General features: G+C 71.2%; 15 protein-coding genes. 8 read left to right on the top strand and 7 right to left on the bottom strand.

Going from position 1 to position 16,134, the window contains the following annotated elements:
* Window positions 1–51: 51 nt before the first annotated feature.
* Together BKK80_RS04860 and BKK80_RS04855 are read right to left on the bottom strand one after the other, a co-directional pair.
* A complete protein-coding gene (locus BKK80_RS04860) occupies window positions 52–1,542 on the bottom strand; it encodes a sensor histidine kinase (protein ID WP_084545478.1) in 1,491 nt (496 codons plus the stop codon).
* On the bottom strand, window positions 1,535–2,245 hold the full coding sequence (locus BKK80_RS04855; protein WP_071037460.1) for a response regulator: 711 nt from the start codon (window positions 2,243–2,245) through the stop codon (window positions 1,535–1,537). The genes BKK80_RS04860 and BKK80_RS04855 overlap by 8 nt, the downstream gene beginning before the upstream one ends.
* Window positions 2,246–2,422: 177 nt before the next feature.
* Between BKK80_RS04855 and BKK80_RS04850 the strand changes: the two genes are divergently transcribed.
* Together BKK80_RS04850 and BKK80_RS36225 are read left to right on the top strand one after the other, a co-directional pair.
* Window positions 2,423–3,424, top strand: a complete 1,002-nt coding sequence (locus tag BKK80_RS04850; protein WP_071068654.1) for a tripartite tricarboxylate transporter substrate binding protein — start codon at window positions 2,423–2,425, stop codon at window positions 3,422–3,424.
* A 577-nt stretch (window positions 3,425–4,001) separates the two neighbouring features.
* Window positions 4,002–4,856 carry a hypothetical protein gene (locus tag BKK80_RS36225; RefSeq protein ID WP_157903157.1) on the top strand — a complete coding sequence of 285 codons (855 nt, stop codon included), beginning with the start codon at window positions 4,002–4,004 and terminating at the stop codon, window positions 4,854–4,856.
* A 12-nt stretch (window positions 4,857–4,868) separates the two neighbouring features.
* Here BKK80_RS36225 and BKK80_RS04840 read toward each other — a convergent pair whose 3' ends face one another.
* Entirely contained in the window at window positions 4,869–5,783 is a 915-nt protein-coding gene (locus tag BKK80_RS04840; protein WP_071011246.1) for a LysR family transcriptional regulator, read from the bottom strand.
* Between the two features lie 106 nt (window positions 5,784–5,889).
* Here BKK80_RS04840 and BKK80_RS04835 point away from each other — a divergent pair, with 106 nt between their 5' ends.
* From BKK80_RS04835 to dacB, 6 genes are all read left to right on the top strand, one after another.
* Entirely contained in the window at window positions 5,890–6,363 is a 474-nt protein-coding gene (locus BKK80_RS04835) for a PACE efflux transporter (protein WP_071016090.1), read from the top strand.
* A gap of 139 nt (window positions 6,364–6,502) precedes the next feature.
* A complete protein-coding gene (locus BKK80_RS04830) occupies window positions 6,503–7,774 on the top strand; it encodes a flavin-dependent oxidoreductase (RefSeq protein ID WP_071011245.1) in 1,272 nt (423 codons plus the stop codon).
* A gap of 116 nt (window positions 7,775–7,890) precedes the next feature.
* Window positions 7,891–9,033: an ABC transporter substrate-binding protein gene (locus tag BKK80_RS04825; RefSeq protein ID WP_157903156.1), complete on the top strand. Its 1,143-nt coding sequence runs from the start codon at window positions 7,891–7,893 to the stop codon at window positions 9,031–9,033.
* Entirely contained in the window at window positions 9,030–9,554 is a 525-nt protein-coding gene (locus BKK80_RS04820) for a DUF3237 domain-containing protein (RefSeq protein ID WP_071037463.1), read from the top strand. Before BKK80_RS04825 ends, BKK80_RS04820 begins: the two co-directional genes overlap by 4 nt.
* Window positions 9,555–9,602: 48 nt before the next feature.
* Window positions 9,603–10,133 carry a MarR family winged helix-turn-helix transcriptional regulator gene (locus BKK80_RS04815; protein WP_071011239.1) on the top strand — a complete coding sequence of 177 codons (531 nt, stop codon included), beginning with the start codon at window positions 9,603–9,605 and terminating at the stop codon, window positions 10,131–10,133.
* Window positions 10,134–10,303: 170 nt separating this feature from the next.
* Window positions 10,304–11,851, top strand: a complete 1,548-nt coding sequence (dacB, locus tag BKK80_RS04810; RefSeq protein ID WP_071068652.1) for a D-alanyl-D-alanine carboxypeptidase/D-alanyl-D-alanine endopeptidase — start codon at window positions 10,304–10,306, stop codon at window positions 11,849–11,851.
* 82 nt (window positions 11,852–11,933) lie between these two features.
* On the opposite strand, the gene BKK80_RS04805 is transcribed toward dacB, so the two are convergent.
* The 4 genes from BKK80_RS04805 to BKK80_RS04790 form a co-directional block, all read right to left on the bottom strand.
* The gene (locus BKK80_RS04805; RefSeq protein ID WP_071068651.1) at window positions 11,934–12,926 is read right to left on the bottom strand and encodes an L-threonylcarbamoyladenylate synthase; all 993 of its coding nucleotides are present in this window, start codon (window positions 12,924–12,926) and stop codon (window positions 11,934–11,936) included.
* An 80-nt stretch (window positions 12,927–13,006) separates the two neighbouring features.
* Entirely contained in the window at window positions 13,007–14,251 is a 1,245-nt protein-coding gene (locus BKK80_RS04800) for a 5-(carboxyamino)imidazole ribonucleotide synthase (protein WP_071011233.1), read from the bottom strand.
* 38 nt (window positions 14,252–14,289) lie between these two features.
* Window positions 14,290–14,787, bottom strand: a complete 498-nt coding sequence (gene purE, locus BKK80_RS04795) for a 5-(carboxyamino)imidazole ribonucleotide mutase (protein WP_071011231.1) — start codon at window positions 14,785–14,787, stop codon at window positions 14,290–14,292.
* Window positions 14,788–15,218: 431 nt separating this feature from the next.
* Window positions 15,219–16,127 (bottom strand): phosphoribosylaminoimidazolesuccinocarboxamide synthase, encoded by a 909-nt coding sequence (locus tag BKK80_RS04790; RefSeq protein ID WP_071011229.1) that lies wholly within the window; start codon window positions 16,125–16,127, stop codon window positions 15,219–15,221.
* Window positions 16,128–16,134 lie beyond the last annotated feature (7 nt).

Here is a 16,134-nt window from a genome sequence, read left to right as displayed (position 1 = left end):
CTGCCCGCTGCCCGCTGCTAGCATGCGGCGCGGGCAGGCATGCCGTCGCCCTCAGCCGCGCGGCACCCCGTCGCCCACGGCGGGGGAAAACGCCACGCGCACCCGCAACCCCCTGCCGCCGGCCCCGTCCCGCAGCTGCAGCGCCGCGCCGTGGGCCGTGGCAATCTCCCGCACGATCGTCAACCCCAGTCCGCTGCCGCCGGGGCCGGCGCCCTTGCCGCGGTAGAAGGGTTCCAGCACGGCGTCGCGCTCGGCCTCGGGGATGCCCGGACCGTCGTCCTCCACTTCGAGCACGCAAGCATCGTCTTCCGCCAGCGTGCGCACCGTGACCGTGCCGCCCTGCGCGGCATGGCGCAAGGCGTTGTCGACCAGGTTGACCAGCAGCTCGTGCAGCAGTTCGGTGCCCGCCACCCACTGCCCACCCCCGGCTTCCAGGCCGAGGTCGATGCCGCGCGCGCGCGCCGCCGGCATCAGTTCGAGGCAGACCTGGCGCGCCAGCGCCGTCAGGTCGAGCGGCGTGGCGGGCGCGGCGGCACCGTGCGCGGCGCGCGCGCTGGACAGCAGCTGGTCGGCCAGCGCGGCCATGCGCGCGCTGCTGTCGGCGAGGCTCTGCGCGATGCGGCGCAGTTCGGCCGGATCGGTCTCGCGCGCGGCGAGCTGGGCCTGCGTGCGCAGTACCGTCACCGGCGTGCGCAACTGGTGCGCGGCATCGGCGATGAAGCGCCGCTGCGCCGCCAGCGCCTGGTCGAGGCGGCCCATATAGCCGTTCAGGGCCTGCACCAGCGGCAACGCCTCGCGCGGGGCGGCGTGCAGCGGCAGCGGCGTGGTGGTGCCGGGCTGGCTGGCGGCCACGGCATCGCGCAGCGCATCGAGCGGCGCCAGCGCGCGCCGCGTGAACAGCCAGATGACCAGGACCGCCGCCAGCGTCAGGATCAGCTGGCCCCACAGCACCTCGAACAGGATCTTGCGCGTGAGTGCCTGGCGCGAGCCGACCGTCTCGGCCACTTCGATCAGGGCCATGCCGCCATGGGCGCCGGTGGCATCCATGACCGGCTGGTGCAGTGCGGCCACCCGCACCGGCTCGCCGCGGTACTGCGCATCGTAGAAGCTGACCAGTGCCGGGTAGAGCGCGGTGCGCGGCTGGCTGTCGTCGTAGGGCGGCAGGTCGCGGTAGCCGGAGACAAATTCGCCGTGCACGCCGCTGACGCGGTAGTACATGGTGGCGTTCATGCCCACCTCGAAGGTGTCGAGCGAGATGTAGGGCGCGTCGACGCGCACGCCGGCTGGCGTCAGCGAGACGCGCTCGGAGATATTGCGCGCGGAGGCCAGCAGGGTACGGTCGTAGGCCAGGTCGGCCGAGGCCAGCGCCTTGCGATAGGCCACCACGCCATAGGCAGCCTGCAGCAGCAGCAGGGGCGGGATCAGCCACCACAGCAGGCGCGCGCGCAGGCTGGTGCCGCGACGCGGCCGGGCGCCGCCGCCGGCGCCTGCGGCCGGCTCAGGTACCCGCCCAGGTACCCGCTCAGGTACCCGCTCAGGCACCGGCCGCCTCCAGCAGGTAGCCGAGGCCGCGCAGGGTCACGATGGCCGCGCCCGAGCCCTCCAGCTTGCGCCGCAGGCGGTGCACGTAGACCTCGATCACGTCGGGCTGGGTATCCTCGGCCAGCGTGAAGATGCTGGCGAAGATCTTGTCCTTGCTGGCGGTGCGCCCCGGCGGGCTCATCAGCACCTCCAGCACGGCATGCTCGCGCGGCGTCAGCGGCAGCGGCTCGCCGTGCACGCTGAAGGTACGCGCCACGGTGTCGAAGCGCAGCCCGCCGCAGGCGACCTGCGGCAGTTCTGTCTGGCGCGAGCGGCGCAGCAGCGCCTTCACGCGCGCTTCGAACTCGGCCAGGTCGAACGGCTTGGCGAGGTAGTCGTCGGCACCCAGGTCGAGGCCGCGCACGCGCTCGCCCACCGCGCCGCGCGCGGTCAGGATCATCACCGGCACGCGGCAGCCGCGCCGGCGCAGCGCGGCCAGCAGGTCGAGGCCATCGCGATCGGGCAGGGTCAGGTCGAGCAGCACCAGCGCATAGTCGCTGCCGGGCCCGGCGGCGCCGACGCCGCCGCCGGCGTGTGTGCTGAACAGCAGCGCCTCGGCGCTGCCGGCATCGGGCGCGTGCTCCACGGTGAAATGCAGGGCGCGCAGCGCCTGCGCCACCCAGGTGGCCAGTTCATCGTGGTCCTCGACCAACAGTACTCTCATGCCCGCTGCTCCTCCTCGTTCTTCTGGTGCCCTGGTGTCCCGCACCGGGTGCCGGCCGCGATGCGGCGCGCGCCGCACGCGATGCTGCGCGCGCCGCCGACAGGCGCTATTCTCGCACCGACGCGCGCCGGCGCCGCAGCCGGCGCCGCACCCGCCCGCCCTGTCTGGAATACCACGATGACCCACCGTCCCGCCGCCGCGGCGCGCCGCGCCGCCGGCCTCCTGCTCGCCACCTGCGCCATGCTGGCGCCGACCGCCACGCCCGCCGCCGGCGCGGTGGCCCCGCCCGAGTGCATCGTGCCGGCCAAACCCGGCGGCGGCTTCGACCTGACCTGCAAGCTGGCCCGCGCGGCGCTGCCGCTGGTGGCGCCGGCCTCGCCGCCCATGCAGGTGAGCTACCTGCCCGGCGGCATCGGCGCGGTGGCCTACAACACGCTGATCACGCAGCGCGCCGCCGAGCCCGACACCCTGGTGGCCTTCTCCGGCGGCTCGCTGCTGGCGCTGGCGCAAGGCAAGTTCGGCACCTATGGCATCGACGACGTGCGCTGGGTGGGCACGCTGGGCGCCGACTATGGCGTCATCGCCGTGCGCGCCGACTCGCCCTACCGCACGCTGCGCGACCTGGTCCGCGCGCTCGCGGCCGACCCGTCGCGGGTGGTGTTCGCCGCGGGCGGCACCATCGGCAACCAGGACTGGATGAAGGCGGCACTGGTGGCACGCGCGGCCGGCGTCGACTTCAAGCGCTTCCGCTTCATCGGCGTGGAAGGCGGCGGCGAAGCCTTCACCGCGCTGCGCGCGGGCTTCGTGCAGGCGGTCTCCGGCGACGCGTCGGAGGCCGTGGCCCAGCTCGGCATGGGCCAGGTGCGCCTGCTGGCAGTGCTGTCCGAAGCCAGGCTGCCCGGCCGGCTGGCGGCGGTGCCGACGGCGCGCGAGCAGGGCTACGACATCGTCTGGGAGATCGCGCGCGGCGTCTATATGGGCCCGCAGGTGGCGCCGGCCGACTACCGCCGCTGGGTCGACCGGCTGGCACGGCTGCAGGCCAGCCCCGCCTTCGCCGCACTGCGCGAGCAGGCCGGCCTCTTTCCTTTCGACCGGCACGGCGATGCGCTCGCCGCCTATGTGCGGGAACGCGTGGCGCGCTACCATGCGTTGGCGCGCGACATCGGGCTGGGTCGCTAGTTGTGAAGCGTCAGGACGTTATTTCTCGATACTGGAAGTCGGGACATCGGGGCGAGGCCAGGAGCAGAGCGCAGCAAGGCTGGAGCCTTGCGAGCATTCGTGACGGCGCATCGCGTGGCCCATCGACGGAACCAGGGCTGACTTAGTCCAGGAATTCGTGATTCAGGACACTAGCGCCCTGCCCCCACCAAGGCCGGCGGCCTGACCGCCGGCACACCAGGCATCCCCGCAGCGCTCATCCCCGCCCCGCACCTTCGTCCTAGACGCTTCGGCCTAGTACGCCAGCCTTAAGGCTTCCGGCCGATAGCGACACCCCGCCCCGTCTACCACACTCCAGTCACAGGCAGCAACGGATGCCATCCATGCACAGCCGCGCATCGCGGCTGTGCCATCAACATCATGCCGGTTGCCGGGGTCGGCACGCGGCAGACGTGCCACCCCCGCACCGGCCGACCGACCGGGGGACCTTGCCATGACCAGCGCCTTCCCATAGCCAGCCGGACCACGCCCGCTCCAGGGGCCCGCGGCCATGCCGCCGGCCGTCCCCGCGGACCATCCGCTTTCTGAAGGAGCCGTCATGCAACGCTCCCCCCGACACGGCGCCAGCGCGCGCCCGTGGCGTATCCCCTATCGCCTCGCACCCGTGTGTGCCTGCCTGGCCGGCCTGGCCCTGTGCGTCGCGCTGCCACCGGCGCCGGCCTGGGCGGCCGATACGGCGGGCCCGGTCAACGAGGCTGGCGAGAGCGGCGCAAGCAACGCACGCGCCGAGGACCTGCTGGCGGCGTCGGCCACCTCGACCGCACCGGACGCACCGAGCGCGCCGGACGCATCGGCCACACCAGACACGTCGAGTGCATCGACCGCACCCGGAGCACCGGGCGCACCGGGCACCGGACCCGTTTCCGTTGCTGCGGCAGACGCTTCCGCCGCAGGTGAGGTGGCTGCCGCGGACACCGCGCCGCCCCCGGATCAGGCCCCGGCCCAGACCCAACCCGAGACTCCGGCCCCAGCCCCGGCCAAGGCCGCCAAGGAACCCTTCCACAGCCAGATCTGGCTGGACGCTGGCTTCCTCTCCTACCACTTCAAGGACAGGGGTACGCTGAATGCCTTCAACTGGGGCTTCGGCGCGGCCTGGCGTTTCACCGAGGATTTCACCCTGGTCGCCGGCACCTACCGCAACAGCATGCGCGCCCAGTCGACCTACGGGGGCCTGGCCTGGCAGCCGCTGCACCTGGGGCCGTTCCGGCTCGGGGTGATGGTGGGCGCGATACGCGGCTATCCGGACGTGGACCATGGCCGCTGGTTCCCGCTGGCGGTACCCGTGCTGAGCGTGGAATTCGGCCGCATCGGCGCCAACCTGGTGGTGGTGCCGACCACCAAGGAGAAGGGCACCGGCTGCGTGTCGCTGCAGATCAAGGTGCGGGTCTGGTAACGGCCGCGCGCCTCATCCCGCCTGGCGGCGCGGCAGCGCGGCGGGACGGGGCAGCGGCTGGCGGCAGATGCGCTGCTTGAGCCAGGCCGCGGCCTTGCCCAGCGGACGCTGCTTGTGCCACACCAGCTCCATCGCCACCGGCCAGTCCTGCTCGTCGAAATCGAGCGCGGGCGACACCAGTGCCGCCGCGGCCGGCGAGTTGGCGGCGACGTGCCATGGCACGAAGGCCCAGCCGAGCCGGCGCTTGACCAGTTCCACGATGACCCATTGGCTTTCCACCCACCACACGTCGGCGGCCACGCGCAGGCGCATCTTCTCCTCGCTGTCGCTGCGCGTCGCCACCATCAGCTGGCGGTACCGCTTGAGTTCTTCCCAGCCGACGCGCTGCCCCGCCAGCGCATGGTCCGGCGCGCACAGGATCTGCATCGGCACCCAGCCCAGGCCATGGAAGGCCAGCGCCGGCGGCAGCACTTCCTGCCGCCACATGATGCCCAGGTCGGCGCAGCCTTCGCTGACCAGGCGGCTCACGTCCTCCATCAGCGGGAACAGCAGTTCGAGTTCGACCGCGGGGAAGCGCGTCGAGAACTCCTCCAGCATGACTCCCAGGGTCTCCTCCGGGTAGAGCTCGTCCACTGCCAGTACCAGCCGGGTCTCGACCCCCTCGCCCAGGCTCGCGGCCACACCACGGAAATGCTCGCAGCGCTCCAGGATCACCTTGGCCTCGGCCAGCAGGCGTTCACCGGCCGGGGTCGGCACGGGATAGCGGCCGCTGCGGTCGAACAAGGCATTGCCCAGGTCGATCTCGAGATTGGCGACCGCCGTGCTGACCACGGACTGGGCCTTGCCCAGGCGGCGCGCGGCGGCCGAGAAGGAGCCGCATTCGGCCGCAGCGACAAAGGCCTGCAATTGTTCGAGTGAAAGACTCATCACGCAGATTCCCGATCCATCTGTTTTCCGGATACTACCTAACTTGATCTCCCACTGCGCCCGGATAGACTGGCCGCTTTGCTTTCGCGTGGACAAGACCATGAAGATGCGCACCCCCATGGACAGGATCCGGCATACGGTCGGCTTCGAGCTGATCGGCCTGCTGATCTTCGCGCCGCTGGCCAGCTGGGTGTTCGGCTACGGACTGCCCCAGATGGGCCTGATGGCCGTGGTCGCCTCGGCCATCGCCGCGGTATGGAACTACGTCTACAACCTGCTGTTCGACAAGGCCATGCTGCGCTTGACCGGGCAGCTGCGCAAATCGACGGCGGTCCGCGTGCTGCACGCCGTCCTGTTCGAACTCGGCCTGCTGGTGGTGTTCCTGCCGGCAGTGGCCTGGTACCTGGGCATCAGCCTGCTGCAGGCCCTGCTGATGGACATCGCGGTGGCGATCTTCTACATGGTCTACGCCTTCTTCTACAACCTCGCCTACGACGCGGTCTTCCCGCTGGAATCCGGCCAGCCGGACGATGCCGGCGCGGACGGCACAGGCAAGGGCGGCAAGGCCGCGCTCGGCTGACGCCGTACCCGCGGGTTTCCCCCAGGGCCCGCACGCCTTGCGGGCACGGCTCCGATTGTTATACTGCATAACAATATTTCAGCAACCGGAGCCCGCGCGTCCTGCGTTCCAGGTGCGCTCATGGGCAGGGGGAGACATCATGAAGATCGCCATCGCGGGCGGCGGCATCGGCGGGCTGGTGCTGGCGCTGATGTGCCATCGCCGCGGCATCGAGGCCGAGGTGTGGGAAGCCAGCGAGACCCTGCGTCCGCTCGGCGTGGGCATCAACCTGCTGCCGCACGCCGTGCGCGAGCTGGCCGAGCTGGGCCTGCAGGACGCGCTGGCCGAGATCGCCGTCGAGACCGCTTCCCTGTCCTACTACAACAAGCTGGGCCAGCGCATCTGGCACGAGCCGCGCGGGCGCGCGGCCGGCTACGACTGGCCGCAGTTCTCGGTCCACCGCGGCGAGTTCCAGATGCTGCTGCACCGCGTCGCGGTGGAGCGGCTGGGCGCCGCGCGCGTGCACACCGGACATGCGTTCGAAGCGGTGCTCGATACCGGCGAACGCCGGCGCGGACCGGGCGAGGCGGCGACCTTCCGCCTGCGCCGCCGCGCCGACCAGGCCGAGGTGCTGGCCCAGGCCGATGTGCTGGTCGGCGCCGACGGCATCCACTCGGCGGTGCGCCGCCACTTCTATCCCGAGGGCGACCTGCCGCGCTTCTCGCGCCGCATGCTGTGGCGCGCGGTCACCGAGTCCGCGCCCTACCTGGATGGACGCTCGATGTTCATGGCCGGCCACCAGGACCAGAAGTTCGTCGCCTACCCGATCTCCGAACCGCTGCGCCGCCAGGGCCGCTCGCTGGTGAACTGGATCGCGGAACTGCGCGTGCCGGACCACGTGGACGACACGCCGCCGCGCAGCGACTGGAACAAGCAGGTCGACAAGTCCGTGTTCCGCGAGGCCTTCGCCGGCTGGCGCTGGGACTGGATCGACATCCCGGCCCTGATCGACGGCGCCGCGGCCATCTATGAATTCCCCATGGTGGACAAGGACCCGCTGCCGCGCTGGACCTTCGGCCGCGTCACCCTGCTGGGCGACGCCGCGCACCCGATGTACCCGATCGGCTCGAACGGCAGCGCCCAGGCCATCCTGGACGCGCGCCACCTGGTCGACTGCCTGGCGGGCAGCACCGATGTCGCCTACGCGCTGCGCGAGTACGAGGCCGAGCGCCTGCCGCGCACCGCCGGCATCGTGCTGCGCAACCGCCTCAACGGCCCCGAGCAGGTGATGCAGCTGGCCGAGGAGCGCGCGCCCGCCGGCTTCGCCGAGATCGGGCAGGTGATCGCGCACAGCGAGCTGGAAGCCATCGCGCTGCGCTACAAGCAGCTTGCCGGCTTCGACCGCCAGTCGCTGCAGGGCGGCGGCCGCTGATGCCGCCGGCGCGGGCGCCACGTCCGCGCCCGGCCGCGACGCCTGGCCGGCCCACTGCAGCGGAGAATGCCGTGGACCGGACCAACTAGAAAGACTGTATGAAAGAGGAGACCACCATGCCGCGCCCCCGCCTTGCCCGCCTGTTGCTGTCGCTCGCCGCCACGCTCGCCTGCGGCGCCGCACTGGCCGACGTCACCGTCGGTGTCAGCCTGTCCACCACCGGGCCATCGGCCTCGCTGGGCATTCCCCAGCGCAACAGCATGCCGCTGCTGCCCGAGCGCATCGGCGGCGAGGCGATCCGCTATGTGGTGCTCGACGACGCCTCCGACCCGACCCAGGCGACCAAGCTGGCGCGCCGCTTCGTCACCGAGGACAAGGTCGACATCATCCTCGGCTCGTCGGCGGTGGCGCCGTCAATTGCCATCGCCGAGGTGGCGGAGGAGAGCAAGACGGTGCAGCTGGCCTTCTCGCCCATCGAACTGCGCCCCGGGCGCGGTGAGTGGACCTACCGGCTGGCGCAGCCCACCGGACTGATGGCCCAGGCGGTGGCCGCGGCCGCGCACAAGAACGGCGTCAAGACCATCGGCTTCATCGGCTTCGCCGATGCCTATGGCGAGACCTGGCTCAAGGAGTTCACCAGCGCGGCGGCGGCCAACGGCATCCGCATCGTCGACACGGAACGCTATGCGCGCTCGGACAGCAGCGTCACGGCACAGGTGCTGCGCCTGATCGCCGCCCGCCCCGATGCCGTGCTGATCGCCGGCGCCGGCACCGGCGCGGCGCTGCCGCACACCACCTTGCGCGAGCGCGGCTGGAACGGCCCGGTCTACCACACGCACGGCGCGGCCACCAAGGACCTGATCCGCATCGGCGGCAAGGCGGTCAACGGCGCCATCCTGCCGGCCGGGCCGGTGATCGTGGCCGAGCAGCTGGCGGCGGGCACGCCGTCGAAGGCGGCCGGGCTCGATTACGTGGGACGCTACGAGAAACAGTACGGCACCGAAAGCCGCACCCAGTTCGGGGCGCACGCCTATGATGCCGGCCTGGTGCTGCAGCGCATCGTGCCGGTCGCGCTGAAGCAGGCGCGCCCCGGCACGCCGGCCTTCCGCCAGGCGCTGAAGGACGCGCTGGAGCACGAGCGCGACATCGTGGTCTCGCACGGTGTGCTGAACTACAGCGCGCAGGATCATTTCGGCTTCGACCAGCGTGGCCGCGTCATGCTGACCATCGACAACGGCAACTGGAAGCTGCTGCCGTGAGCGCCGCCGCTGCGGCCGACGGCCATGTCCTGCCCGCGCCCACGCTGGAACACGTGGCGGACTTTTCCTTCCGGCTGGCGCCGGCGCTCGAAGCCGGCACCAGCGTGCTCGGGCGGCGGCGCGTGATCCCCATCCTCGACGGCACCGTCGAGGGACCGCTGCTGCGCGGGCGCATCCTGCCCGGCGGTGCCGACTTCCAGCTGATGCGCCACGACGCGCCGGACGCCGACGATGGAAGCGACGCCATCAGCGTGGCCGACATCGAGGCGCGCTACGTGCTCGAGACCGATGACGGCGCGCATATCTACATCGTCAACGCCGGCCTGCGCAGCGGACCGCAGGCGCTGGTCGCGCGCCTCGCCGCCGGCGAAGCGGTCGATCCGGCCCGCCTCTACTTCCGCACCACGCCGCGCTTCGAGACCGGCGCGCCGCGCTATGCCTGGCTGATGCAGCACTTGTTCGTCGCCACCGGCGCACGCTATCCGGACCGGGTCGACATGCGATACTTCCGCGTCCGCTAGCCGCCCCGCGCCGGCCGCGCCTCACATCGACCCGTCCCTCCTCACACCATGGCCCCAGCTACGCCGCGCCAGCACGGCAACCGCGAGGCGCTCGCGCCCGATCCGGCACTGCAGGATGCCGGCTTCGACCCGCACCTGCCCGACGTCGACTACGGCGTGCTCGACAGCCTGGTGGGCTATGCGATCCGGCGCGCGCAGATCCGCATCTACGAGGACTTCGTCACCTCGCTGGCACCGTGGCAGATCACTCCACCGCGCTTTTCCGCGCTGATCATCATCGCGCGCAATCCGCACCTGAAGCTGACCGACCTCGCCCGCATCCTCGGCATTGCGCGCTCGGGCGCCGTGCTGCTGGTCGACGCGCTGGAGGCCATGCAACTGGTCGAGCGGCGCCCCGCACCAGCTGACCGGCGCGCCTACAGCCTGGCGCTGACCCATGGCGGACGCAAGACCCTGGAGGCGGTCACGGAGGCGGTGCGCGCGCACGATGCGCGCATCGCGCAGGCGCTGTCGCCCGAGGAGCAGGCCACGCTCAAGTCACTGCTGTCGCGGCTGGGCATGCCGCCTCCGGCGGCCTGAATGGCGCTCTGACAGGCGCTCTGACAGGCGCCCGGCCAGGCGCACCGGGCGACGCCTGCGCCGCCTGGCGCACGCGCGCCGGCAAGGTCTCGGCATCTTTGCAACGCCCGCAGCCGTTCCGCACCGCGCGGTCATCCGGAAGCCGGTGGGCATGCGTTAACATCGCCACCATGCCCAATCGCTCCACCCTGCTCCGCCGCGGCCTGCTGCCGCTCTGTGCCGCCGCCCTGCTGTGCGCAGGCCACCTGTCCACCGCCGCTGCCAAGCCCGTCACCGCCAAGGCTGCCGCCGGCAAGACCCGCCATGCCGGCCAGGCCCGCCGCGCCGAGCCGGCGCAGCGGCTCGGCGGCCTGCCGGCCACCGTGGTCGCCGCACTGACGCGCGCGCAGGTGTCACCCTCGGCCGCCAGCTTCTATGTCATCAAGGTCGGCGCGCCCCAGCCGGTGGCGAGCTGGAATGCCCAGGCGCCGATGAATCCGGCCTCGACCATGAAGCTGGTCACCACCTTCGCCGGCCTGCAGCTGCTCGGCCCCGGCTTCCGCTGGCAGACCTCGCTCTACGCCGACAACCAGCCGGACAACAACGGCACCATCAACGGCAATGTGTACCTGCGCGGCCACGGCGATCCCAAGCTGGTGCCCGAGGAAATGGCCAAGCTGATCGGCACCGCGCGCACCGCCGGCGCCACCACCATCAATGGCGACCTGGTGCTCGACCGCAGCTATTTCGACGGCAGCCTCGACAACGGCAGCACCATCGATGGCGAAAGCCTGCGCGCCTACAACGTGCAGCCCGATGCGCTGCTCTATGCCTTCAAGACGCTGTCGTTCACCGTGGTGCCCGACCCGGCCACGCAATCGGTCGCCGTCTCGGTCACGCCGGCGCTGGCCCAGCTCAAGCTGGACAACCGCCTCACGCTCTCGCGCGGCAAGTGCCGCGACGGCGGCTCCCACGCCGACCCGGTGCTGTCAGCGCAGCCGGACGGCACCGTGCTGGCCGCCTTCAACGGCAGCTACTCGGCCGAGTGCGGCGAGCACGTGGTCAATATCGCCGCCCTGTCGCACAACGACTTCGCCTGGGGAGGCTTCGTCGCCGAATGGCAGCAGGCCGGCGGGCGCTTCGCCCACGCGCCGGCGCTGCGCCTGGGCAAGGTGCCGCCGCGCGCCTTCCTGCTGGCACGGCACTACAGCGCCCCGCTGTCGGACATCGTGCGCGACATCAACAAGTTCTCCAACAACGTGATGGCGCGCCAGCTGTTCCTGACCATCGGCGCCGAACAGGACCGCAGCGGTCCCGCCAATACGGCGCGCTCGGCACGCGTGGTGCAGCGCTGGCTGCACAAGCAGGGCCTGGACATGCCCGACCTCGTGCTCGACAACGGCTCCGGCCTGTCGCGCGAGGAACGCATCAGCGCCTATGACATGGCACGCCTGCTGCAGCAGGCCGTAGCCAGCGACGTCGGCCCGGCGCTGATCGACTCCCTGCCGATCCTCGGCGTGGACGGCACGCTGCGCCGCCGGCTCACGCGCAGCAATGCGGCCGGCAACGCCTACCTGAAGACCGGCACGCTGCAGGACGTGCGCGCGCTCGCCGGCTATGTCGACGCGCTCGACGGCAGCCGCTATGTGGTGGTGGCCTACATCAACCACCCGAATGCCGCGCGCGCGCAGGAAGCGCATGACGCGCTGATGCAGTGGGTGTATCGGGGGGCGCAGTAGGCGCCGGGAGGCGCGGTAGGCGCCGGGGGAGAGGGCGGGCGCTCGCCACGGCGATGCCGCGCCCCGATGCTCCCGGCGTGTGCTACTCGAACTCGAACGCCGCGGCGGCACGCTGCAGGCGGTCGCGCACGCCGTCCCATGCGTGGCCCGGGGGCACGCGTTCGAAGGCCAGGCAGGCGAAGCCTTCCTTGTCCAGGCGGCGCAGCAGGCGGTACAGCTCGCGTGCGTAGGCCTCGGGCTCGGCCGGGGCCTGCACCCAGCTGCAGCGCGCATCGGCCGGCGCGGTAGCGCCGACCCAGGCGATGCGGGCATCGGCGGGGAAGCCGGCGAGCCGCGCTGCCAGCGTGCCGGCCTCGGCCAGCAGCAGCGGCGTGCGCGGCGCGTAGTGAGCCTTGAGCGTGCCGGAGGCGCGCGGCGCGGCGGCGTCCGGCGGCTGCGGCGCGCTGCCGAGCACGGCGGCCATCATTTCCGGCGTGATCGCACCGGGGCGCAGCAGCACCGGCCCCACGCCCTGGGCCAGGCGCGACAGGTCGACGATGGTCGATTCAATGCCGACCTCCACGCCATCGCCTTCGAGCACGTAGACGCTGTCGCCGAATTCGTCGCGCACGTGCTGGGCGGTGGTCGGGCTGACCTGGCCGAATTTGTTGGCCGACGGCGCGGCGATGCCGCCGCGGCCGCGCTTGAAGCGCGACAGCAGCGCCTGCGCGACCGGATGGGAGGGACAGCGCAGGCCGAGGCTGTCCTGCCCGCCCGCGACGGCCGCGGGAATATGGGCCGCGCGCTTGAGGATCAGCGTCAGCGGTCCCGGCCAGAAGGCGTCGATGAGCTTCTGCGCGACCTCCGGCACCTCATCGGCCCAGTAGCTGATGTCGGCTCCGTCGACCACGTGCACGATCACCGGATGGTTGGAGGGCCGCCCCTTGGCAGCGAAGATGCGCGCCACCGCCTCCGGGTTCTCGGCGTCCGCGCCGAGGCCGTAGACGGTCTCGGTGGGGAAGGCGACGAGCTGGCCCGCTTCGAGCAGGCGGACGGCTTCGTCCAGTTCGGCGGCCGTGGGCGTGCGCGGCGACATGGGGATCCTTGTGATGCGGTGGTCGGTGGGCAGGAAAGCGGGGCTGCGCGCCACGGCGGCGGCGCGCGGCCCGCTTGCGGTCAGCTCGGGATGTGCAGCGCCGCCGCTGCGCCGGCGAAGGCCGCCGCCGCTTCCTCGGCGTTGTCGCCGATGCAGTTGACATGGCCCATCTTGCGCGCCGGGCGCGCATCGCTCTTGCCGTACAGGTGCAGCTTCGTTCCCGGCAATGCCATCACCTCGTCCCAGGCAGGCGTGCGCTCCAGGCCGAATTCGTACCAGACGTCGCCGAGCAGGTTCAGCATCTTGCCGGCCGAATGCTGGCGCGTGCGGCCCAGCGGCAGCCGCGCCATGGCGCGCACCTGCTGCTCGAACTGGCTGGTCTCGCAAGCGTCCATCGTGATGTGGCCGGAATTGTGCGGGCGCGGCGCCATCTCGTTGGCCACCAGGGTGCCGTCGGTCAGCACGAAGAATTCGATGCACAGCACGCCGACGTAGCCCATCTCGGAGGCGATGGCGGCGGCGGCGGCGCGGGCCCGGTCGGCAATGTCGTCCGACACGCTGGTCGAGGGCATCACGGTGGAGAACAGGATGCCGTCGCGGTGGACGTTCTCGGCCAGCGGCCAGGTCACCGTGCTGCCGTTGGCGGCACGCGCGGCCAGCACCGAGACCTCATAGGCCAGCGGCAGCATCTTCTCCAGCACGCAGGGTACGTGCTGCATGGCCTTCCACGCGGCGCGCACGTCCTCGCGCGACTTCACGCGGGCCTGGCCCTTGCCGTCGTAGCCCATGCGCGCGGTCTTGAGGATGCCGGGCAGCAGTTCCTCGGGCAGCTGGTCGACGTCCGCATCGTGCTGGATCACCCAGTGCGGCGCGGGCGGCACGCCGGTGCGCTCGGTGCAGGCGGCGAAGAACTTCTTCTCGCCGATGCGGTTCTGCGCGATCGACACGCAGTAGCCGCGCGGCGCCACGAAGGCGCCGAGCTGTTCGAGCCGGTCCAGCGAGATCGATGGCACGTTCTCGAACTCGGTCGTCACCGCCGGGCACAGCGCAGCCATTTCAGCCAGTGCTGCCTCGTCGGTATAGGGCGCGCAGATATGCTTCTCCGCCACCGTGCCGGCCGGGCTGTCCTGGTCGGGATCGAGCACGCACACCTTGTAGCCCATCGCCTGGGCAGCATGTGTGAACATGCGGCCGAGCTGGCCGCCGCCCAGCATGCCCAGCCAGGCGCCCGGCAGGATGGGGGCGTCGGGGCGGTCGACGCCGAACTCGGCGCGCGATTCGGGGGTGTGGGCTTCGGCCAGGTTGGGATGGATATCGGTGGGCATGCTGGAGTTCCTGGTGGACGGATGGCGGGGCGGCGGCCTCAGACCGGCAGGGTCATGGCGCGCGCGGCCTCGGTCTGGCGGGCGCGGAAGGCTTCGAGCGCGGCGGCCAGCGCGTCGTCGGTGGCCGCCAGGGTGGCGATGGCATGCAGCGCCGCATTGGCCGCGCCGGCCTCGCCGATGGCGAAAGTGGCCACCGGCACGCCCTTGGGCATCTGCACGATGGACAGCAGCGAATCTTCGCCACGCAGGTACTTCGACGGCACCGGCACGCCGAATACCGGCACGATGGTCTTGGCGGCGATCATGCCCGGCAGGTGGGCAGCGCCGCCGGCACCGGCGATGATGGCACGCAGGCCGCGCGCACGCGCGGTCTCGGCATAGCGGAACATGTCGTCAGCCATGCGGTGGGCCGACACGACCTGGGCCTCGAAGGGCACGCCGAAGTCCTTCAGCATGGCCACGGCGTGCTGCATCACGTCCCAGTCGGAACTGCTTCCCATCACCACGCCGACCAGCGGCTTCGCGGTATTGCTCACGTTGGATCCTTCCAGTTTCTGGCGGCGCCGGCTCGAGCGGCGCCGTTGGCATTACGGCAATCTACTCCCCTCGCCCGCTTGCGGGAGAGGAGGTGGGGGTGAGGACGGGCCTTCGCCAGAACGAAGGGACTCGCTCTACGCGGGCGCCGGCCCTCACCCCCGGCCCCTCTCCCACTGGGTGGGAGAGGGGAGAAAACAGTCACCGACACGAGCGCGTCCGGCATCGCGGCGGTGGCCTCCCCTCTCCCGCTTGCGGGAGAGGGGTTGGGGGTGAGGGTGGGCGCTGGCTGGCGGCGACGTGCTGGACAATGCCAATGGCTTCGTCTGTATGTGGCGCCTTGCTAGACCACCCCTCACCCCAACCCTCTCCCCATGAGGGGAGAGGGGGCACACCTGTCGGCCAGTTCTAGCGGCACTGGCGCATCCTTTCCTTACTGCAGTTCTTCTCCCGTGAGGCGCGTCAGCGCCTCACGGTACTTCGCCGCGGTCTTCTCGACCACGTCTTCCGGCAGCTTCGGCGCCGGTGCGGTCTTCGGCCAGGGCTTGCCGTCGATGCGGACGGCTTCCAGCCAGTCGCGCACGAACTGCTTGTCAAAGGACGGCGGGTTGGTACCGACCTGGTAGGAGTCGGCCGGCCAGAAACGCGAGGAATCGGCGGTCAGCACTTCGTCCATCAGCGTCAGCGTGCCGTCCTCGTCCAGGCCGAACTCGAACTTGGTGTCGGCGATGATGATGCCGCGCGTGGCGGCGTAGTCGGCGGCTTCCTTGTACAGGCGGATCGAGATGTCGCGCATCTTCTCGGCCAGCTCCTTGCCGATGCGGGCTTCCACCTCGGCGAAGGAGATGTTCTCGTCATGCTCGCCCATCTCGGCCTTGGCGGCCGGGGTGAAGATCGGCTCGGGCAGCTTCTGCGCGTTCTGCAGGCCGGCGGGCAGCGCGATGCCGCACACGCTGCCGGTGGCCTGGTAGTCCTTCCAGCCGCTGCCGGCCAGGTAGCCGCGCACCACGGCTTCGACCAGGATCGGCTTGAGGCGCTTGACCACCACCGCGCGGCCGCGCACCTGCTCCACTTCCTCGGGCTTGACAACGCTCTCGGCAGCAACGCCGGTCTCATGGTTCGGCACGATGTGCGCCAGCTTCTTGAACCAGAAGTTCGCCATCTGGTTCAGCACACGGCCCTTGGCCGGAATCGGCTCGCCCAGGATGACGTCGAAGGCGGACAGCCGGTCGGTGGTGACGATCAGCAGCTTGTCTTCGCCGACGGCGTAGTTGTCGCGGACCTTGCCGCGGCCCAGCAGGGGCAGCGAGTCGATGGAGGACTGGTAGAGAGCGTTGGACATGGTGATT

It is taken from the genome of Cupriavidus malaysiensis, from assembly GCF_001854325.1.
Taxonomy (GTDB): domain Bacteria; phylum Pseudomonadota; class Gammaproteobacteria; order Burkholderiales; family Burkholderiaceae; genus Cupriavidus; species Cupriavidus malaysiensis.
The sequence above is the reverse complement of the archived record's forward strand: the minus strand, read 5'-3'. Positions and strand labels throughout refer to the sequence as shown.